The following is a 21,326-nucleotide window of genomic DNA, read 5'->3' as shown; positions in this document are numbered from 1 at the left end:
AAAAGAGCTCAAACACACCGTTCAATCCCTAACGCGTGTACTTGTTAATTATCTACATTCTTTCAGGAACCTGAATTCCTAATAAGTTAAATGCTGATTTTATAGTATCGGCTACCTTTTTAGATAACTGAACTCTAAATACTTTTTTATCTTGATTTTCTTCTCCTAAAATATGCACGTTTTGGTAAAAAGAATTAAACTCTTTTACCAGCTCATACGTGTAATTAGCAATCACTGCAGGTGAATAATTTTTTGCAGCTTGCTGAATTATTTCAGGATATAATTCTAATTGTTTTATTAATTCTTTTTCTTTAGGGTGTAATTCTATCTCGGCTGCGCTCGATATGACATTGTAGTCGAAATCTGCTTTTCTTAAAATAGATTGAATTCTAGCATACGTATATTGAATAAAAGGTCCTGTATTTCCTTGAAAATCTACCGATGCTTTTGGGTCAAACAAAATACGCTTTTTAGGATCTACTTTTAAAATAAAATATTTTAAAGCACCTAAACCTATAATTCTATATAACTCTTCTTTTTCTTCGTTAGAATACCCTTCTAACTTTCCTAATTCTTGCGAAATAGTTCTTGCTGTTCCAGTCATTTCATCCATCAAGTCATCAGCATCTACAACAGTTCCTTCACGAGATTTCATTTTTCCAGAAGGTAAATCAACCATTCCGTAACTTAAATGATGTAACTGTTCTGCCCAAGAGTATCCTAATTTTTTTAAGATTAAGAACAATACTTTAAAGTGATAATCCTGTTCGTTACCAACTGTGTATACCATTCCGCCAACATCAGGCATGTCTTTAGAACGCTGAATAGCGGTACCAATATCTTGAGTCATGTAAACTGCTGTTCCGTCTGAACGCAATACTAATTTTTCATCTAAACCATCATCTGTTAAATCGCACCAAACAGAACCGTCTTCTTTTTTAAAGAAAACACCACTTTTTAATCCTTCATCGATAACATCTTTACCTAAAAGATACGTGTTACTTTCGTAGTATAATTTATCAAAATTAACTCCGATGTTTTTATAAGTAACGTCAAAACCTTTATAAACCCAAGAGTTCATTGTTTCCCAAAGAGTAACAACTTGTTCGTCACCAGCTTCCCATTTACGTAACATTTGTTGTGCTTCAATAAATAAAGGTGCTTGTTTTTTAGCATCATCTTCAGAAATTCCTGAAGCAACTAAAGTTGCTATTTCTTTTTTATATTCTTGATCGAACTTTACGTAGTAATTACCAACTAATTTATCACCTTTTAATCCGGTAGACTCAGGAGTTTCTCCGTTTCCGAACTTCTCCCAAGCCAACATCGATTTACAAATATGAATTCCGCGATCGTTTATAATTTGTGTTTTGTATACTTTTTTACCTGATGCTTTTAAAATTTCAGCAACCGAATATCCTAATAATACATTACGAACATGCCCTAGGTGTAAAGGTTTGTTGGTGTTTGGTGATGAATATTCTACCATACGAGAAGAGTCATCCGCCGAAGGCGAAACAAATCCGTAAGTAGTATCTGTAGCTATTTTATTAAAGAAATCAGTATAAAAACTATTTTCAATTACTAAGTTTAAGAAACCTTTTACCACATTAAAATTAGTAATTTCAGTAACGTTTTCAACTAAATAAGCGCCTAAATCGTTACCTATTTGAACAGGGTTTCCTTTTTTATACCTTAAAAGAGGAAAAACCACCACGGTGATATCTCCTTCAAAATCTTTACGAGTTGCTTGAAATTCTACTGTAGGAATTTCTATATTATATAAGGCTAAAAATCCTTCTTTTACTTTGGTTTCTATTAAGGTTTGTATGCTCATTAGTTGTTGAAAATTGAAGTGCAAAATTACATAATTTATTTGGATGATATTTAAACTGATTATAACAATTTATATGGTTAGTTTTGCAGTAAGTTTTGTCTTTAATATTTCTGAATATTATTTCAGGTAATTATTTGTTAATTAACAGTATCGAAACTTCTTCTTAAAATAAAAATTATGGATAAAGATTTAGAGAATTTAGAAAAATTAGCAGCAGACGTAGAAAAGCAAAATAAAAAATACTTTGCCACCATAAAAAAGCGAGTACCTAAAAATTTTGATGTTGTAGTACAAGATATACATGAGAAGGAATTTGCAAAAACAGATTGTTTAGATTGTGGTAATTGTTGTAAAACTACAAGTCCGATTTTCACTGATAAAGATACAGAGCGTATTTCTAAGCATTTAAAAATGAAGGTTCGTGATTTTGAAGCGCAATATTTAGAGCGTGATTCTGATAATTTTATGGTGTTAAAAACAGCGCCCTGTTCATTTTTAGATGAAAGTGATAATTCATGTTTTATTTATGATGTGCGTCCGAAAGCATGTTCAGAGTATCCACATACAAACCGTAAGAAATTTATTCAAATAGCAGATTTAACAATAGCAAATACAGCTATTTGCCCTGCAACATATAGAATTGTTGAAGAACTTAAAAAACGTTTACCAGTTAGATCTAACGAGAAAATAAAAAGATTAGGTTAGTATTTTTTTCTTATTTTTAGAAAAATATTTTAACATTGGAAACCCTTATTCATTATTTTGAGACGATACCGTCTAGTCATCGAAGTTTAATTTTAGTTGGCGGAATTACTTTTTTCTGGTTATTAGAAGGAGCGATTCCTTTATTTGGATTTAAATATAGTAAGTGGAAACACGCTTTTCCTAATTTGTTTTTTACAGCAACTACCATTGTAATTAATTTTGCGCTTGCTTTTTTGTTGCTAAAAACTGCAGACTGGGTACAAGTAAATAATTTCGGATTGATTAATTGGTTGCCAGAAATTCCTTTATGGCTATATGTAGTTTTAGGCGTATTGTTTTTAGATTTTTTCGGAGCATATTTAGCACATTTAACCGAACATAAGATTCCAAAACTTTGGATGGTGCATTTGGTACATCATACCGATCATGAGGTGGATACAACTACGGCGAACCGTCATCATCCTTTAGAAAGTGTAATTCGTTTTAGTTTTACTTTGGTTGGTGTTTTCTTGGTAGGAACCCCAATAGCAATTATAATGTTATATCAATCAATGTCGTTAATTTTTACACAGTTAACACACGCAAATATAAAGATGCCAAAAAAGCTTGATAAAATATTGAGTTATATTATTGTATCACCTGATATGCATAAGATTCATCATCATAATATGTTGCCTTATACCGATTCTAATTACGGGAATATTTTTTCTATTTGGGATCGCTTATTCGGAACATATATGGAATTCGATAGAGAGAAAATTGTATATGGAGTAGATACTTTTCCAGATGCTGAAAAAAATGCCAGTTTAAAAGAGTTATTAAAACAACCTTTTGCAGGTTATAGGAAACCTACTAATTTAGAAGAATTAAAATAGATAAAAAAAAGAGCTTATATGGCTCTTTTTTTGTTTATCAAATCTAAAATATATTTTCCACGAGCTTTACAACCTTTACTTTCATGAATAATTTTAGTTCTTATTAAGTGTTGTAATTCGGTATGGACCCAATCTTTTTGTAATCCGAATAAATATAAAAAATTCATAGTATAAGCACGTACCGCTATTTTTTGATCGGTAATCAACCAATCAAAGCCGACTTCAATAATTGTATCTATATGCTTTTGTGTTACTATAATTTGTGTTTCGTTTTCCTTTTTAGAAGTATATGCGTTTGCCAAATGTTCACAAATTTTAGCACAAGGTCGCACAGCACTATCATAATATACTCTCGATATATTATCAACAAAATTAGTAACGTAAGGATGTATATATTCAATTCCGTGATGCGTACAAATCCATTCCAACACCCAAGCGGCCTTAATAGATATTTTATTATTTACATCAAAAGTTAAATCAACTAATTGTTTTATTAAATTTGGTTGCGCCAGTACAATATTAGCAGCCTTATTTCTGTTTACCCTAGCAGGATTTTTCATATCATTTAAAACAGAAATTAAAAAATCAATACTCATATTGGTACGGTTTGTGTATTTTTGGTTTTAGTAAATCATCAAATTAAGTAAAAAAATTATCAATGCTAAATATAAAGAGGATATTTTCAACAGTTATTTTATTATCAGTTTTTTTTGTGGTTTCTGTAGAAGCTCAGAAATTAAATAAATTAGATGTGAACGGAAAAAGAACTGGGGTTTGGAAAAAGAATTATGATAATGGGAAAATTCGTTATTCAGGTACTTTTAAAAACGGAAAAGAAATAGGAGTTTTTAAATTTTACAATATCACATCATCTACCATACCAACAATTATAAAAACGTTTGTTAATGATACAGCAGATGTTAAATTTTACAATCAATTAGGTAAACTAAAAAGCGAGGGTAAAATGATAGGTAAAAAGCGTATTGGTAAATGGGTTTATTATTTTTCTAACGGGAAAATTTTTTCAGAGGAAGAATATAAAGATGGAAAACTAGATGGAAATCTTAAAAATTATTACCCTAACGGAAATCTAACACAAGAAACATTTTATAAGCAAGGTAAAAAAGATGGAGTTTCTAAAACGTATACTGATTCTGCAATTTTAATAGAAGAGGTATTTTATGTAAACGGAATGTTAGAAGGTGAAGGTAAGTATTTTGATTTAAAAGGAGTTATAAAAGAAAAGGGAGTCTATAAAAACGGAAAAAGAGTAGGTAAGTGGGAGTTTTATATGGACGGTGAAATTGTTGATAAAAGGAAAAAAGAAAAACTATCTGACTTAAAAAATAAGAATTAATAGTTATCAATTAAATTGATGATTCTATTAGTTTTATCCATTATATAAACAGAAACTTATTCGTAAATTTGTAGCTCATAAAAGTAAAGAATGAAAAGAGTAGTAGTAGGACTTTCGGGAGGTGTAGATAGTAGTGTAACCGCTTATTTATTAAAAGAACAAGGGTACGAAGTAATTGGTTTGTTTATGAAAAACTGGCATGATGATTCGGTAACTATATCTGATGAATGCCCTTGGTTAGAAGATAGCAATGATGCAATGATTGTTGCAGATAAATTAGGAATTCCTTTTCAAACAGTAGATTTAAGCGATCAATACAAAGAACGTATTGTAGATTATATGTTTAATGAATATGAAAAAGGACGCACACCAAATCCGGATGTTTTATGTAATCGAGAAATTAAGTTTGATGTTTTTATGGACATTGCTTTAAGTCTTGGTGCCGATTATGTGGCAACCGGTCATTATTGTAGAAAAGATGAAGAAGTTATTGATGGTAAGCCTATTTATAAACTTTTAGGAGGAAAAGATAATAATAAAGATCAATCGTATTTTCTATGCCAATTATCGCAAGAACAATTATCTAAAGCAATGTTTCCTATTGGTGAATTAACAAAGCCAGAAGTAAGAGAAATAGCTAAAAAAGCAGATTTAATTACTGCGGATAAAAAAGATTCTCAGGGATTATGCTTTATAGGTAAAGTTCGTTTACCAGATTTTTTACAACAAAAATTACAACCTAAAGAAGGTGTAATTGTACAAATTCCTTCAGATTTTGAACAATATACGCGTCCAATTCCGAAGTTTAAAAACAAAGAAGCAGAACTAAGTTATTTTTCAACAAAATTCTCTTATAACAAAGAGAACGGAAAAACAGTTGGTAAACATCAAGGAGCGCACTATTTTACAAAAGGACAACGTAAAGGTTTAAATGTAGGAGGAACCAAAGAAGCTTTGTATGTTATTGAAACTGATGTGAACGAAAATGTAATTTATACAGGTGAAGGTAAAAATCACCAAGGTTTATATCGTAATGTATTATTTGTATCTAATGAAGAGTTACATTGGGTTCGTGAAGATTTAGCTTTAAAAATAGGCGAAACCTTGAAAGTTGAAGCTAGAATTCGTTACCGTCAGAAATTAGAAAAAGCAACGCTTCATAAAGTAGAAAATGGATTGTATGTTGAGTTTGAAAACAAGCAATCTGCTATTCAAGAAGGGCAATTTGTAGCTTGGTATGCAAATGAAGAATTACTTGGCTCTGGAGTTATTTCTTAAAGAAAATCATAAAAAAAATAAAAGAAAAAGATATGAAAAAAGTATTGCTATTATTAATCTTATTAGTGAGTTTTAAAGGGTATTCTCAAAAAGATTCTATTGTTAATTATTTAGATAAAAAAGGAAAGATAACAAAGGATAAGGAGATAGCTAGATCTTTTGAAATAATAACAAAGAAATCAGATTCTTTGTGGTTTGTTAGAAAATTTAGAAGAAGCGGAAAGTTATATAATTATACCTATTATAAATCAAAAGATAAAAAAAATAAGATTGGCGAGTCGGTTAATTTTAACAAGTATGGGAAAATGACTTCTTTATTATATTACAATAATAAAGGAGAAAAACATGGAAAAGAAATACGTTGGTTTGACAATGGAAATAAGAATATAGAAGCCTTATATTTAAAAGGAAATAAAGAAGGGGTTTGGAAATTATATCATTATAATGGAACAATTGCCAGTAGAGGTGTTTTTAAGAATGATTCCCTATTAAAGTCTACTTTCTATAATTTGCAAGGAAATAAAATTGATTTTAAATACGTTGATTTTAAGGTTAAAAAACCAAAATTTAAAGATGGAAATAAAAAATATATTGATAAACTTAAAAAGTTAATAAGAAGTATAGACTTTAAGGTTAAAGGAAAAGTCAACGTTTATTATGTAATAGATACTAAAGGAAGGATTAAAGATGTTACTATAGATGAGGAACTTCCCACCAAATTAAAGAAACAAATAACCACTTTTTTTGAAAATATTGAAGGTTGGATTCCTGCAACACATTTAAATAGAACAATTCCATTTAATTTTTCTCAACCATTAAACTTTAGAGGTTAAAATGCAAAACAAAATCACACAACTTTTTAATATTAAATACCCAATTATTCAAGGAGGAATGATTTGGGTTTCTGGATGGAAATTAGCGTCTGCTGTTTCTAATGCAGGCGGATTAGGTTTAATCGGTGCAGGATCTATGTATCCTGATGTTTTACGTGAGCATATACAAAAATGCAAAAAAGCAACAGATAAACCTTTCGGCGTAAATGTACCAATGTTATATCCTGATATTGAAAAAATCATGGATATCATTATTGAAGAAGGTATTAAAATCGTTTTTACATCCGCAGGGAATCCTAAAACGTGGACTTCTTATTTAAAAGAAAAAGGAATTACGGTTGTACATGTTGTAAGTTCTGTAAAGTTTGCTTTAAAAGCTGAAGCTGCTGGAGTAGATGCTGTGGTTTGTGAAGGTTTTGAAGCTGGTGGACATAACGGACGCGAAGAAACTACTACGCTTACCTTAATACCAATGGTAAAGCAAGAAGTTAAAATACCTGTGATTTCTGCAGGAGGAATAGGATCGGGTAGAGGAATGTTAGCAGCGATGGTTTTAGGAGCAGACGGCGTACAAATTGGCAGTCGTTTTGCGGCAACTATAGAGTCTTCAGCACACGATAACTTTAAGAAAACAATTGTTGACGTAAAAGATGGAGGAACACAATTAACATTAAAAGAATTAGCGCCAGTTCGTTTGATTAAAAACAAGTTTTTCAATCAGGTTCAGGAGTTGTACGCTAATAATCCATCATTAGATGATATAAAAGAATTATTAGGACGTGCAAGAGCCAAAAAAGGAATGTTTGAAGGTGATTTAGAAGATGGAGAATTAGAAATTGGACAAATAGCAGGAATTATAAATGAAATAAAGTCAGCTAAAGAGGTTATCGAAGAGATAGTGACAGAATACGAAGAGATTAAATTATCAATAAACAATTTATAATTAGTTAAATTTATAAAAATAAAAAAAAGGAAGCTCTAGAGCTTCCTTTTTTTTATTTTATAAAATGCATGTTTTAGTAATTTACATAATCTACAATTTCTAATCCGTAACCAATCATACCAACACGTTTGGTTTGTTTTGTGTTAGAAACTAAACGCAATTTATGCAAGTGTAAATCGTGTAATATTTGTGCTCCAATACCAAAATCTTTGTTATCCATCACAACATTAGGAGCCTTCATTTCACCATTAGCTTGGTTGTCTTTTAAACCTCTTAAACGGTTTAATAAGTTTAAAGCTTGATTTTCTTGATTGATAAAAACAATAGCACCTTTACCTTCTTCATTAATGACATTAAACATTTGATCTAGTTTTTTGTCAGCATTGTTGGTTAGAGTACCAAGAATATCATTGTTAATTAAAGTTGAATTAATTCGAGTTAACACAGCATCATCTTTTGTCCAATTACCTTTCGTTAAAGCGATATGGATTTGTTTATTGGTAGTTTGTTGATAAGCTCTTAAACGAAAATCACCAAAACGAGTTTGTATATTAAAATCCTCTTTCTTTTCAATTAAAGAATCATGTTCCATTCTGTACGCCACTAAATCTTCAATAGAAACAATTTTTAGTTCGAATTTTTTGGCTACTTTTAATAGCTGCGGTAAACGAGCCATCGTACCATCTTCATTCATGATTTCTACAATAACACCTGCTGGTTTTAAACCGGCTAAACGTGCAAAATCAATTGCAGCTTCGGTATGACCGGTTCTTCTTAAAACACCTCCGTTTTTTGCTTTTAAAGGAAAAATATGTCCTGGACGAGCAAGATCGAAAGGTTTCGTATCAGCATCAACTAGAGCTTTAATTGTTTTAGATCTATCGGCAGCAGAAATACCGGTGGTAACACCTTTTCCTCTTAAATCTACAGAAACGGTGAAAGCAGTTTCTAAAGGATCTGTATTGTTGTTAACCATCATGTTTAACTCCAGTTCTTTACAACGATCTTCGGTAAGTGGTGTACAAATTAAACCTCTACCGTGTGTTGCCATGAAGTTAACCATCTCTGGAGTAATTTTTTCGGCCGCAGCTAAAAAATCACCTTCATTTTCGCGATCTTCATCGTCTACAACAATTATAACTTTTCCGTCTCTAATATCTTGTATGGCCTCTTCAATTGTATGTAATTGAATTTTAGTTGCTGTTTGTGTTGTCATTGTTATGTTGTTTTCTCTTTTTAGAGAATAGGTTTTTAAATAAATTGACAAGCGGACTAATAAAGGTTTTAAAATCGAACAAACCTTTGTCTTTACTTGCTCTAATAGTTAATGTTATAGCCAAAGGTAGCATTAAAAATACACTTAGCCAAGAGCCTGTTATAGCTGTTACAGAGCTTTCTTCAGCTAGGTTTCGTCCAAAAGTATTTGTAAAAAAATAAAGAACATATATACCAATGGCTAAAATCATGGGTAACCCCATTCCTCCTTTTCGTATGATAGAACCTAGTGGTGCCCCTATAAAGAAAAGTAATAGGCAAGAAAGTGAAAAAGCAACTCTGTTGTAAAATTCAATATCATATAAGTTAAGATATTTTCTTCTTCTTTTTAGTGTTTCTTTACTGGATTTATAATTATTTAAGCTACGTTTAATTTTCGAGTTTGCAGTATTTATTATATTTTGTTTTTCTCTAACCTCAAAATTTTTAAGTATATCAGACGAAAGTTCTTTATTAACTAAAGAGTCTGGATATGAATGTAAATCTTCAATATCAATACTTAAAAATAAATTTTTAGATCGACTAGTAATAAAAGCGTCATAGTTTTTTTTTAGGGTAGGCAGCGTATCTTTAAGTTGTGCTAAACTTAACATGTTGTATTGCCTTGTGTATTTTTCTTCACCAATATCATCTTCACTAAAAGAAGAGATGTCTATATTAATAGTGTATTCATCAAAATAAGCATGAGAAGCAGGCATTTTTTGCTTTTCCTTAAATGTCATACCGTTACTAATATGATGCTCAAAATAATATCCCTCTTCTAAAATTAGGGTCATATATCTGCTTCCTTCTTCAGAAATTATTCTTCCTCTTTTCGCTGTTATAATTTTATTATTTCCTTTTTTAGCAGATAAATCATAAATCATTACTTGTTTAAGAAGGTTGTTTTCTTCACCATACTTTTCTTCAAATTTAATTTGAAAGTTTGGTAATTCGGTATTAAAACTTCCAGCGACTAGAGCAATTGCAGGTTGTTTCTTCTTAATATTTACCTTCATGTTTAGTTGTTTTAACATTGCATACGGATATACATTGTTTAAAAACACAAAGTTTACAGCACTTAAAAAAATAGTTAAAAACATTAAAGGTCGCACCATTCTAGGTAACGAAATACCAGCGGATTTTGCCGCTGCAAACTCATAGTTTTCAGATAAGCCTCCTAAAGTCATAATAGAAGAAAGTAAAACTCCAATAGGTAAAGCTTGCGGTGCCATAAGTAGCATTGTGTACCAAAGAAATTTTAAGATAATAACAAGGCTAATTCCTTTACCCGCAAAATTATCAAAAGCAAGCCATAGAGCTTGCATTACTAATACGAATAGTATTATTAAGAATGTTGCGAAAAAAGGCTGTAAGAAGCTTTTTAAAATATATTTGTCTAATGTTTTCACAGTAGCAAAGGTAGTGGGTTAGATGAATAAAAGAGTATAAATTTTGTTAATGATTTTTACAATCATTAACAAAATTTATACTTTGAGTTTAATCGATAAAGTATCCTTGTTTTAGGAACTTTTCTTTATCGAATGAAAATAGATTTTTAGAAATAGGTTGATTACTTTTAAACTTAGTTATTGTAAAAGTTGTTTCAGCTCCGTTGGAACCTATTTGAACTAATTTATAAATATGCTTTGTTTTGGCATCTATACCTAATTGAACTTTTATAATATCAGAATTACTATCAATAGGGGTTAGGTTTACAAACTGTACTTTACGGCCGTTGTTGTTTTCTAGTTTTCCCATAGAAAAAGTATAGCCTTCTTTATAAAAAGTTAATAGTTTAGATGGATAAATAAATCCGTCTTCTTCTTCTAAATCTCCATTAGATATATTTACTTCTTTTTCTTCTTTATTGATTACAACTAATTTTCTACCATCAAAAACAAAGTTATTTCCCAAATAATCTAAATTGTATTTTTCGCCAGATAGTGTAATTACTCCACGTATAGGAGGATCGTTTGTTATACCAGCTTCTTTATTTATTAAAGAAGAGTTAAAACCAATAAGCATGTTATTGTAAGCGCCCATTTTGCTAGAAACTTCATCTAACAACTGTTTAGCCTGCGTAGAAGTGTTTTGACCAATGGTGGTTACACTAATAAATAATCCAATAAATAATAATGCTAGTTTTCTCATTTTATATCTTTTTTCCGTTACGGGAATATTTTTATAACTATTAATTTTTTTCGTTTTCTAGTAATTGTTCTAAAGCAACAAAATCAGGAACTAGAACTTGCCTAGCTTTGCTTCCTTCAAAAGGTCCCACAATACCAGCAGCTTCTAGTTGATCTATTATTCTACCAGCTCTATTGTATCCTAATTTTAATTTACGTTGCAATAAAGATGCCGAACCTTGTTGTGCTGTAACAATAACTTCGGCAGCACTTTTAAACAATTTATCCCTGTCTTCAATGTCTATATCAACATTTGTGCCACCTTCTTCACCTACATATTCAGGTAGTAAATGGGCATCAGGATAAGCACGTTGAGAGCCAATAAAATCTGTTATTTTTTCAACTTCAGGCGTATCAACAAAAGCACACTGAATTCGGTTTAAGTCATTTCCTGCGGTATATAATAAATCTCCACGACCAATTAATTGATCTGCTCCACCAGCATCTAAAATTGTTCTAGAATCTATTTTAGAAGTTACTCTAAACGCTATTCTTGCAGGGAAATTTGCTTTAATAATACCTGTAATTACATTTACAGAAGGTCTTTGTGTAGCCACAATTAAATGAATTCCTATGGCACGTGCTAATTGTGCTAAACGAGCAATTGGTGTTTCTACCTCCTTACCAGCAGTCATAATTAAATCGGCAAATTCATCAATTACTAAAACGATATATGGTAAAAATTGATGTCCGTCATTCGGATTTAACTTACGTGCTTTAAATTTCGTATTGTATTCTTTAATATTACGAACCATGGCGTTCTTAAGCAAGTCGTAACGGTTGTCCATCTCTATACATAAAGAGTTCAAGGTGTTTACAACTTTGGCAGTGTCGGTAATAATAGCCTCTTCACTGTCAGGTAATTTAGCCAAATAATGACGTTCAATTTTATTAAATAATGTCAATTCTACTTTCTTCGGATCTACTAAAACAAACTTAACCTCTGCAGGGTGTTTTTTGTACAATAAAGAAGTTAAAACAGCATTTAAACCAACTGACTTTCCTTGACCTGTTGCACCTGCCATTAACAAGTGTGGCATTTTAGCTAAATCGACCACAAAGGTTTCATTAGAAATTGTTTTACCCAAAGCAATAGGAAGCTCCATTTGAGATTCTTGAAATTTCTTTGATGCAATAACAGAATGCATAGAAACAATTGTCGATTTTTTATTCGGAACCTCAATACCAATAGTCCCTTTACCAGGAATAGGAGCGATGATACGAATACCTAAAGCAGAAAGAGATAAGGCAATATCATCTTCTAAATTCTTTATTTTCGAAATTCGAATACCGGCTTCAGGAACAATTTCATATAATGTAATTGTTGGCCCTACAGTTGCTTTAATTTGTTCAATACCAATTTTATAGTTCTTAAGTGTTTCTACAATTCGGTTTTTGTTAGCCTCAAGTTCTTCCGGATCTATAGAAATAGTTTCGTTATATTCTTTTAATAAATTAAAGGTTGGGAATTTGAAGTTTCCTAAATCTAATGTGGGATCAAATTCACCAAAATCTTTAACTAATTTATCAGATAAGTTTTCAGCAACACTTTTTTCTTCAGAATTTTGTTCAATAGCAATCTCAATCTCTTTTTTTGTTTCTTCGGATACTTTTACTGAAGGTTCGTTCTTTAAAGCTACATTTAAAGTAATCTCTTCTCCTTCTTCTTTTTCTTTTGGTTCTGTAGTGGTTTTTACTCCAGAATGTTTAGAAATAGTAGGTTGCAAGTTTTCTACAGATAATTCAAATCCAGACTTTGGCTCTGTAGCTTTCGCTTTAAGAGGTTCTTTAACAATATCTTGATTAACGATTGTTGTGTCTACTATTTTGTTTTCTTTTGCAGCTTTTACTTTCTCGCTGATTTTTTCAGGAGTAATACTAAAACGAATAATTAAATAAGCAATCAAAAAGAAAAACAATAAAATGCTTAATCCTGTTTTTCCTAAGAATGTTTGTAAGTATTCATTTAATTCAAAACCAATAACACCAGATAAAAGTGCATTCTTCTTTTCTACAAATCCTAATGAAATAGATAACCAAAGGATTATTAATAAACCCCAATTCCATGAAATTATGATTCTTTTTAAATTGGTTTGAAGTAAGATTCTTGCTCCCGTTAAAAATAGCGTAACAGGTATAATAAAAGCACCTAAACCAAAGCCCTTATAAATAAAGAAGTTGCTTAGTTTAGCTCCTATTTTACCTAATAGATTTTTAGTAGGAATTGCTTTATTAGAGAACTGTGATAAAGCACTTTGATCTTCTTGCCAAGAGAAGAAAAAAGAGATAAATGCAACAGTTAAAAATATTGAAAAAAGCACCAAAAAAGCACCTAAAATAGTTTGGTTGTGTTTGTTAGAAAAAAAGGAATATACTTTTTTTAACGAATTACTTTTAGGTTGTTTCTTTTGAGTGGTTGTCTTTTTTTTTGCCATGTATTTAGGTTAGAAATAAATTGAACGTTACAAGATAGCTATTATTTTAGGAAGATAAATTATACCTGCAATAATCAATGAGGTAAAGGCTGCAAAAGCGGGTGCGCCAGCTGCAATATCTTTTATAAAACCTATTTTTTCATGATAATCAGGATGCACAAAATCAGCTACTTTTTCAACAGCAGTATTTAAAGCTTCTGCTACTAAAACCATTCCGATAACTAAAGTTTGAAGCATCCATTCATTCATAGAAATGTTAAAACAAAAACCTAAAACAGTAGCAATAAAGCCAAAAAAAAGTTGTGCTTTAATACTATCTTCAGTAGTAATTAATAACCACATTCCTTTTAAAGCAAAGGTCATACTACGCAACCTTCCTTTAATAAAACCATCATTAGGATTTTTCATAAAATATTATAAAGCTTTTAAAGCTGTTTCGTAATTTGGTTCATCAACAACCTCACTTACTTGTTCTGTATATACAACGTTTCCTTCTTCGTTAATTATAACGATACAACGAGAGTGTAAGTTAGCTAAAGGACCATTTGTAATTTCTAAACCATAATCTTTACCGAATTTTCCAGTAGCAAAATCAGATAACATAATTACGTTTTCAATTCCTTCAGCGCCACAAAAACGACCTTGTGCAAAAGGTAAATCTCTAGAAATACATAAAACTTTTGTATTGTCTAAACCTGCAACTTTTTTATTGAATTCTCTAACAGATGCAGCACATGTACCTGTATCTACACTAGGAAAAATATTTAAAATTAATCTGCTACCTGAAAAATCAGCTAATTTTTTAATTGATAAATCGGTTGCAACTAAAGAAAAGTCAGTTGCTTTACTACCATTTTTTGGTAAATTTCCTGTTGTATTTATTGAATTCCCTTTTAGTGTTATTGTAGCCATTTTCTGTTTGTTTTATAAAAATCAAAGGTAATTAAATTAATTAAAAAATGAAGAAGATAAAGATAGCGGACTGTTAAAAAAGTTATCTTCGCATTTTGAAATACAATACCTTTTGAACTTACAACAATACACATCAGAATTTAAATACAACCTAAAGCTTGCAGCCCCAGTAATGTTAGGAATGTTAGGGCACACTTTTGTAAGTTTTGTAGATAATATTATGGTAGGGCAATTAGGAACGGCCGAGTTAGCAGCTGTTTCTTTAGGAAACAGTTTTATGTTTATTGCAATGTCTTTAGGAATCGGGTTTTCTACAGCAATTACACCACTAATTGCAGAAGCAGATTCTTCTAACAATTTTAAAGAAGCAAAAGCTACCTTCAAACACGGTTTGTTTTTATGTACCACTATAGGTATTTTAATGTTTCTATTGGTTTTCTTATCAAAACCTTTAATGTATTTAATGAAACAACCTTTAGAGGTTGTTGAATTAGCAATTCCGTATTTAGATTTGGTTGCTTTTTCTTTAATTCCGATGATTGTTTTTCAGGCATTCAAACAATTTAGTGATGGTTTGTCTATGACACGTTATCCAATGTATGCTACAATTTTAGCGAATGTTATAAATGTAGTTTTAAATTACTTGTTGATTTTCGGGAAATTCGGATTTCCAGAAATGGGAATTGTAGGTGCTGCATACGGAACCTTGTTATCTAGATTTGTAATGGTATTTCACCTTTGGTGGATTTTAAAAAGAAAAGAACGCTCGGAGCTATTGGTAACTAATATCAAATTATTTGTACTCGATAAATTAATGCTTCGTAAAATAATAAACTTAGGAGCACCAAGTGCTATGCAAATGTTTTTTGAAGTAGCTATTTTTACAGCAGCCATTTGGTTAAGCGGATTGTTAGGTAAAAATGCTCAAGCAGCAAATCAAATAGCCTTAAACTTGTCTTCAATGACATTTATGGTCGCTATGGGATTAGGAGTTGCCTCTATGATTAGAGTAGGAAATCAAAAAGGGTTAAAAAACTTTATAGCCCTTAGAAGAATCGCCTTTTCTATCTTTTTGTTAGGAATTATATTAGCAATAGGTTTCGCAACCATTTTTTACCTATTTCACAAATCGCTACCTAATTTATATGTAGATTTAAGTGATGCTGAAAACTATGCGGATAATATGGAAGTAATGAAGATTGCAGCAAATTTATTAATTGCGGCAGCTATTTTTCAAATATCAGATAGTATTCAGGTTGTAATATTAGGAGCATTAAGAGGGTTACAAGATGTTAAAATACCAACAATAATTACTTTTATATCGTATTGGATTGTAGGTTTTCCTATCAGTTATTTTTTAGGAACTGAAGAAACTTATGGTAGTTTTGGTATTTGGTTAGGTTTATTAGCAGGTTTAACAACAGCATCTGTTTTACTTTTTATTAGATTTAATAGATTAACTTTAAAATTGATTGAAAGAAACTCCGTTATTGGGGCTAAATAAAATATAAATAATACGTTTTTTATGAATTTACCTAAATTTTTATTAGCAGATAATAGTAATCATCCAGAAGATATTTTTGTCTTACATACAGAATTTCCACGTTTTTTAATCAATTTAAAAGATGATGAAGTAGAATGGTTTGAAGATTTAACAGGGGAAACAGAAGAAGATATTACTACCGAATTAGCCGGTTTAATGGATAAGGCAGGAGAGTTTTATGATAAAGAAATGGAAGGCTTAGAGTAAGTTTCTTTCTAAAAACTTATTCTCCAATAATAGATTGCTTGCTCAATCTAATTTTAAAAGATTTAGCAAGCAATTTTTTTGTAATCAGGTTAAGACGAAATAATTAAAGGTTAATAAAATTATAATCAATTTTTTCTTCTGTAAAATTTAGTTTTAAATAATTTGGGGTTTTATTATCATCTTTCAAGTCATCCACGACAATGTGAGTTGTATTACCCAAAATAGCAGTATTTTTCTTGTGGTCATGACCAGTAGCTACCACATCTACACGATGTCTTATAAATAAGTCTAATAAAACTTGCACCTCTTCACCTATAAGTGGTAAATTAGATTTTGAATCTAAGCGAAATAGACTGTTATGAGTAAATACATTACAGTATCTGTAATCTTTTCTTTTCGCTTCTAAAAGTTTTTTAAACCATTTTAGTTGTTTGTCACCTAAAGTTCCTCCACCAGTATCTAAACAAATAAAAAGATCGCTTGCAGCTGGAGTATTTACAACAAAGTAATAAGACGATGAGCCAAATAAAGAATAAAAACTTTTCCAACCATCATAATATAAGTCATGATTTCCTGCAATAGGATAGTACATTAGCAAATCTTTTGAAGGAATGTGTTCTGCAAAAAAATCATAATCATCTTTACGCCCAGATGTTAAATCGCCTAATAATACAGCAGCGGTGGCTTCCTTATCTATTGCTTCTTTAAAGAAAGCATCTATACCTTTTATTCCGCCAATATGAGAATCTCCCATTAAATGTAGCGCATACGTGTTTTTATCTAAATTTAATTCAGAATACCCATACTGCTCATTCCAGTTAAGAGATTGCTCAAAACGTTTATTTGCATCTTCGTAAGAGGTGAAAAAACCACGGAATTCATTATCATCACAAGACAATAGAGAGAATAATAGACAAAGTAATAATATTTTTATTTTCATATTTTCCATTTTATACCTCCTCTAAAAAAATAACCAAAATGATTAGCACTGATATTAAAAATACCCGAACGCCTATACCATGAGTCAAGATATAAAGTTAGATTAGGTTTTAGTTTATACTTCATTTGTAAATTAATACGAGGATGAACTAATTGATCAATTGCATAATAATCAAAATTAGTAACAGAGAAACCAACATTCCAATCACTATCATGAGTTTTAAGGAAAGCAGTAACTAAGTACATTACGATATAATTTTCATGTAATTTACTATTCGATTTATCAATGTTATATTCTTTTCTGGCTTTTGCATTTATTGCATACGTTTTAAAATTTGTACCAACTTCAAAAAGGATATGTTTAAACTTTCTTGTTTCTAATCGTATTCCGTAATTGGTTTCATACATTAAATCTGAAAATCTATTTAGCATAAAAAAACCTTTAACGTCAAAAGAAAAGTTTTTTATTAAAAATTTTCTAGAACCTATGATATCAATCCCGGTAAGTGTGTTTGGATTACTACTCATTAAGTCAAATTGTATTCCAGTTTCAATATTATATTTTTTATACTGATAATTACCTCTATAGGCATTTTTTATATATACACCTTCTGATACATTATTTTCACCAATATCTATAAAAGATTCGAGTTCTAATTGTGCATTCATACTATTAATGATAATTATGATTATCAATGTTGTTAGTGAATGTTTTAATTTACTCTCTTTATTGTATTGTATTTTTTTTGTGTTCCAAGTATTTTTATATATCGTAATCATAATTAGTGAAACCTCGCTAATAATATAGTAAGTATATTTTAAGAATTTGTTAAGTTTAACAAATCTTTCATAGATTTTTTTTAGTAATAGAATCATGTATTTGATTTCCTCGAATTAATATATTAGTAAATTTAGTTAAGGTTAATAGTTTATGTTTTTTTTTAACTTTTGAATAATTTTATTTTTGTTTGATGATAATTTTAGTGGTATAGATGGTTTTAATTCATCAAAAAAATGAATTCGCAAAGTTCGCTTATTTTTAATAATAAATTAAGATAAGATTACCTATTTTTTAGCACGTTCTACCAATTCTAACTGTTCTAGTTTTGCTTTGGTTGTAAATAAACCATAATTGATAAAAACAGTTTTCTTTTCAATTTTATCAATTGTTCCAACAGAGTTTCCATCAATTAATCTAACGCGGTCATTTACACAGTAAACGTAAGCAGCTTTTTCGATTGCTATTTTTTTAGCTTCTTCTTTCTTTTCAGCTCTAACTTTTACTACTTTTTGAAGCACTTCTTTTTCTACTTTTTTTATAGCTTCTTGTTGCTTCTGAGTAGTAATTTTATCTTGTTTTTTTTCTAATTTTGTTAACTTTTTAAGTGGTGCTTTTTTTATGCGTTTTGTGTTTTCTGCAGCAACCCATTTAAAAAACTCGGTAGATAATTCCTTTTTATTGTTGGTTTGAAAATACTTATTAAGTAATTCGTTTGTCTTTCTTCCCAAGGTAAGCATTCGTTGATTGTTATCGTACAACTCTTGAAAACCAGAAAGTTTGCTTTGTATTTTTTGCTCTTTTTCCTGTAAACTGTCAATATGTTCTTGTCCTTTAGATTTTTGTTTAACCAAACTGTCGGAAGTTTTTTGTAAACGATTGCGTTCTTTCTGAAGCTTAGAAATAGTTTTATCCAGTCTAATTTTCTCAGTTTCTACTCTTTTTTTAGCTCTGTTGATTAAGCTGTACGGAATTCCGTTTTTCTGAGCAACTTCAAAAGTAAAAGAACTACCTGCTTGTCCTATAAATAATTTATATAAAGGCTCTAAAGTACGTTCATCAAACTGCATGTTTGCATTAGTAATATTATCTAGTTCGTTAGCCAAAACCTTTAAATTAGCATAATGCGTTGTAATAATTCCGAATGCTTTTCTTTCGTAAAATTCTTCTAAGAAAATTTCCGCCAAGGCACCTCCTAATTCAGGATCAGAACCAGTACCAAATTCATCAATTAAAAATAAGGTATTGTCGTCACATTTTTTTAAAAATAAGCGCATATTTTTTAATCGATAACTATAGGTACTTAGTTGATTTTCTATAGATTGATTATCACCAATATCTGTTAATATAGTATTGAATAATGTGGTTTCACTTCGTTCGTGAACAGGAATCAATAATCCGCTTTGTAACATCAACTGTAATAAACCAATTGTTTTTAAAGTGATACTTTTTCCACCAGCATTGGGACCAGAGATAACAATAATTTGTTGTTTTTCATCTAACTGAATCGTTTGAGGGAATGTCTTTTTATTTTGATCTTGATTCTTTTTCCATAACACAGGATGATATGCATCTTTAAAAAGAATCTTTTTTTCTTTGGTAATTTTAGGCAATAATCCGTTGATGCTTTTCGCGTACTTGGCTTTAGCAGCAACCGCATCTAAATGCGTTAAAAAAACTGTGTATTCGTTTAATAAAGGAGTAAAAGGGTGAATTTTACTAGCTAAGGCTCTTAATATTTTAACAACCTCTTGTTTTTCTTCATAAACTAAGTTTTGTAATTCTCTGCTATAAGCTAAGGTAGCTTGTGGCGCGATATAAACGATATTTCCCGATTTAGAAGCACCTAGTAAACTTCCTTTAATTTTACGACGATGCATTGCTGTAACAGCTAAAACACGCTGATTGTCTATAATCGTTTCTTTAATATCATCTAAATAACCACTAGCAATATTTCTGCTTAAAGCATGTGTAAAACTTTCCGATATTTTTCCGCGTATGTTGTTAACATCTTTACGTATTTGTTTTAAAACAGGCGAAGCGTTATCTGCAACTTTACCATATGAGGTAATAATTTCTTTTATACTATCAGAAACAAAAGTTGTAAGTTCTATCTGATCACTTAAAGTAAATAAAGTAGGGTAGTATGTTTTAAATTTTTTTAAAAACTTTTTCATTTCGTTTACAGTTTCTGTAACTGTAGCAACTCTTAAAAAAGATTCGGTTTCTAAAAAACTATTTTCTATGGCTAATCGTTTAGTTTCTTCTGTTATGTCTTCAAAAAAGTGATTTGGAAGTCTGTTTTCATTTTCAAAAGAAGACAGGTATTCGTTTACTAAATTTAATTCGAAAAATAATTTTCTTTTATTTGATATTGGCTGAACAGTAAGCGTTTTTTTCTTACCTAAATTTGTAATACAATGTTCTGCAACTTGTTCTAAAACTGTTGTGAATTCTAAATCTTGAAGTGTCTTTTCTGAAATGTTTTTAGTCAAAATAGTATATTTGAAACGGATACAAAAATAACAAACAATGCAACTAAATATTAGTGATAGCTGGAAAAATATTTTACAAACTGAGTTCGAAAAGCCATATTTTAAAAATTTAACCAGTTTTGTTGATAATCAGTATGATAATCACACCTGTTTCCCGTGTAAAGAAGCTGTTTTTGCTGCTTTTAATTATTGTTCTTTTGATGATTTAAAGGTTGTAATTATAGGACAAGATCCATATCATGGAAAAGGGCAGGCAAACGGATTGTGTTTTTCTGTTAAAGACGGAATTAAGCATCCGCCGTCATTAAAGAATATTTTTAAAGAAGTAGAAACTGATGTTGGTGTTCCGTCTGCTGTTTCTGGAGATTTGTCTCGCTGGGCTATACAAGGAGTTTTGTTACTAAATGCTACTTTAACGGTAAGAGAAGGTGAGGCAGGAAGTCATCAGCAACAAGGCTGGGAAGAGTTTACCGATGTTGTTATTAGAAAAATATCCGAAGAAAAAGAAAATGTTGTGTTTTTACTTTGGGGAAAATTTGCAGAAAAAAAAGGAAAGGTTATCAATTTAGAAAATCACACTATTTTTAAAGCTCCGCATCCATCACCATTAGGAGCTTGGCGAGGTTGGTTTGGTAGTGGTCATTTCTCTAAAACAAATGATTTTCTGAGGAGCAAGGGTTGCAATGAAATAAAATGGTAAAAGAAAAAGCTTGGTAATTTAATTACCAAGCTTTTTTTATTAT

The 21,326-nt window shown here is 30.4% G+C and carries 20 protein-coding genes; 9 read left to right on the top strand and 11 right to left on the bottom strand.

Going from position 1 to position 21,326, the window contains the following annotated elements; translation table 11 throughout:
• Positions 1 to 52: 52 nt before the first annotated feature.
• Positions 53 to 1,837, bottom strand: coding sequence for an arginine--tRNA ligase (argS, locus tag P2G10_RS08455; protein WP_275316093.1), 1,785 nt, complete (start codon positions 1,835 to 1,837; stop codon positions 53 to 55).
• A 177-nt stretch (positions 1,838 to 2,014) separates the two neighbouring features.
• On the opposite strand from argS, the gene P2G10_RS08450 reads away from it, so the two are divergent.
• Complete coding sequence (locus P2G10_RS08450; RefSeq protein ID WP_218772847.1) at positions 2,015 to 2,542, top strand: YkgJ family cysteine cluster protein; 528 nt, start codon at positions 2,015 to 2,017, stop codon at positions 2,540 to 2,542.
• Between the two features lie 35 nt (positions 2,543 to 2,577).
• The gene (locus P2G10_RS08445) at positions 2,578 to 3,417 is read left to right on the top strand and encodes a sterol desaturase family protein (protein WP_275316092.1); all 840 of its coding nucleotides are present in this window, start codon (positions 2,578 to 2,580) and stop codon (positions 3,415 to 3,417) included.
• A gap of 14 nt (positions 3,418 to 3,431) precedes the next feature.
• Here the strand turns inward: P2G10_RS08445 and P2G10_RS08440 are convergent, their stop codons facing one another.
• On the bottom strand, positions 3,432 to 4,013 hold the full coding sequence (locus P2G10_RS08440) for an adenylosuccinate lyase (RefSeq protein ID WP_275316091.1): 582 nt from the start codon (positions 4,011 to 4,013) through the stop codon (positions 3,432 to 3,434).
• A 62-nt stretch (positions 4,014 to 4,075) separates the two neighbouring features.
• Here P2G10_RS08440 and P2G10_RS08435 point away from each other — a divergent pair, with 62 nt between their 5' ends.
• The 4 genes from P2G10_RS08435 to P2G10_RS08420 all read left to right on the top strand — a co-directional run bounded on the left by P2G10_RS08435 (position 4,076) and on the right by P2G10_RS08420 (position 7,828).
• Complete coding sequence (locus tag P2G10_RS08435) at positions 4,076 to 4,774, top strand: toxin-antitoxin system YwqK family antitoxin (RefSeq protein ID WP_275316090.1); 699 nt, start codon at positions 4,076 to 4,078, stop codon at positions 4,772 to 4,774.
• Positions 4,775 to 4,864: 90 nt separating this feature from the next.
• Positions 4,865 to 6,052 (top strand): tRNA 2-thiouridine(34) synthase MnmA, encoded by a 1,188-nt coding sequence (gene mnmA / locus P2G10_RS08430; protein WP_275316089.1) that lies wholly within the window; start codon positions 4,865 to 4,867, stop codon positions 6,050 to 6,052.
• Positions 6,053 to 6,084: 32 nt separating this feature from the next.
• The gene (locus tag P2G10_RS08425; RefSeq protein ID WP_275316088.1) at positions 6,085 to 6,885 is read left to right on the top strand and encodes a toxin-antitoxin system YwqK family antitoxin; all 801 of its coding nucleotides are present in this window, start codon (positions 6,085 to 6,087) and stop codon (positions 6,883 to 6,885) included.
• 1 nt (position 6,886) lies between these two features.
• A complete protein-coding gene (locus P2G10_RS08420; RefSeq protein ID WP_275316087.1) occupies positions 6,887 to 7,828 on the top strand; it encodes an NAD(P)H-dependent flavin oxidoreductase in 942 nt (313 codons plus the stop codon).
• Between the two features lie 73 nt (positions 7,829 to 7,901).
• Here the strand turns inward: P2G10_RS08420 and ribB are convergent, their stop codons facing one another.
• The 6 genes from ribB to tpx all read right to left on the bottom strand — a co-directional run bounded on the left by ribB (position 7,902) and on the right by tpx (position 14,621).
• The gene (gene ribB, locus P2G10_RS08415) at positions 7,902 to 9,044 is read right to left on the bottom strand and encodes a 3,4-dihydroxy-2-butanone-4-phosphate synthase (protein WP_275316086.1); all 1,143 of its coding nucleotides are present in this window, start codon (positions 9,042 to 9,044) and stop codon (positions 7,902 to 7,904) included.
• The gene (locus P2G10_RS08410; protein WP_218772838.1) at positions 9,022 to 10,494 is read right to left on the bottom strand and encodes an LptF/LptG family permease; all 1,473 of its coding nucleotides are present in this window, start codon (positions 10,492 to 10,494) and stop codon (positions 9,022 to 9,024) included. The genes ribB and P2G10_RS08410 overlap by 23 nt, the downstream gene beginning before the upstream one ends.
• A gap of 88 nt (positions 10,495 to 10,582) precedes the next feature.
• The gene (lolA1, locus tag P2G10_RS08405; protein WP_218772837.1) at positions 10,583 to 11,236 is read right to left on the bottom strand and encodes an outer membrane lipoprotein periplasmic chaperone LolA1; all 654 of its coding nucleotides are present in this window, start codon (positions 11,234 to 11,236) and stop codon (positions 10,583 to 10,585) included.
• Positions 11,237 to 11,276: 40 nt separating this feature from the next.
• Positions 11,277 to 13,709 (bottom strand): DNA translocase FtsK, encoded by a 2,433-nt coding sequence (locus P2G10_RS08400; protein WP_275316085.1) that lies wholly within the window; start codon positions 13,707 to 13,709, stop codon positions 11,277 to 11,279.
• A gap of 27 nt (positions 13,710 to 13,736) precedes the next feature.
• Positions 13,737 to 14,117: a diacylglycerol kinase family protein gene (locus P2G10_RS08395; protein WP_275316084.1), complete on the bottom strand. Its 381-nt coding sequence runs from the start codon at positions 14,115 to 14,117 to the stop codon at positions 13,737 to 13,739.
• Positions 14,118 to 14,123: 6 nt separating this feature from the next.
• On the bottom strand, positions 14,124 to 14,621 hold the full coding sequence (gene tpx / locus P2G10_RS08390) for a thiol peroxidase (protein ID WP_275316083.1): 498 nt from the start codon (positions 14,619 to 14,621) through the stop codon (positions 14,124 to 14,126).
• A 112-nt stretch (positions 14,622 to 14,733) separates the two neighbouring features.
• On the opposite strand from tpx, the gene P2G10_RS08385 reads away from it, so the two are divergent.
• A complete protein-coding gene (locus P2G10_RS08385; RefSeq protein ID WP_275316082.1) occupies positions 14,734 to 16,125 on the top strand; it encodes an MATE family efflux transporter in 1,392 nt (463 codons plus the stop codon).
• Positions 16,126 to 16,146: 21 nt separating this feature from the next.
• Positions 16,147 to 16,371 carry a hypothetical protein gene (locus P2G10_RS08380; RefSeq protein WP_218772832.1) on the top strand — a complete coding sequence of 75 codons (225 nt, stop codon included), beginning with the start codon at positions 16,147 to 16,149 and terminating at the stop codon, positions 16,369 to 16,371.
• A 103-nt stretch (positions 16,372 to 16,474) separates the two neighbouring features.
• Here the strand turns inward: P2G10_RS08380 and P2G10_RS08375 are convergent, their stop codons facing one another.
• The 3 genes from P2G10_RS08375 to P2G10_RS08365 all read right to left on the bottom strand — a co-directional run bounded on the left by P2G10_RS08375 (position 16,475) and on the right by P2G10_RS08365 (position 20,583).
• Positions 16,475 to 17,311 carry a metallophosphoesterase family protein gene (locus tag P2G10_RS08375; RefSeq protein ID WP_218772831.1) on the bottom strand — a complete coding sequence of 279 codons (837 nt, stop codon included), beginning with the start codon at positions 17,309 to 17,311 and terminating at the stop codon, positions 16,475 to 16,477.
• A complete protein-coding gene (locus tag P2G10_RS08370; protein ID WP_275316081.1) occupies positions 17,308 to 18,090 on the bottom strand; it encodes a hypothetical protein in 783 nt (260 codons plus the stop codon). The genes P2G10_RS08375 and P2G10_RS08370 overlap by 4 nt, the downstream gene beginning before the upstream one ends.
• Before the next feature lie 285 nt (positions 18,091 to 18,375).
• Positions 18,376 to 20,583, bottom strand: coding sequence for an endonuclease MutS2 (locus P2G10_RS08365; protein ID WP_275316080.1), 2,208 nt, complete (start codon positions 20,581 to 20,583; stop codon positions 18,376 to 18,378).
• A gap of 37 nt (positions 20,584 to 20,620) precedes the next feature.
• Here P2G10_RS08365 and ung point away from each other — a divergent pair, with 37 nt between their 5' ends.
• Positions 20,621 to 21,283, top strand: a complete 663-nt coding sequence (gene ung / locus P2G10_RS08360; protein WP_275316079.1) for a uracil-DNA glycosylase — start codon at positions 20,621 to 20,623, stop codon at positions 21,281 to 21,283.
• Positions 21,284 to 21,326: the final 43 nt, after the last annotated feature.

This window comes from Tenacibaculum bernardetii (assembly GCF_029125915.1).
Taxonomy (GTDB): Bacteria; Bacteroidota; Bacteroidia; order Flavobacteriales; family Flavobacteriaceae; genus Polaribacter; species Polaribacter bernardetii.
This window is presented reverse-complemented; position numbering and strand designations above follow the sequence as displayed.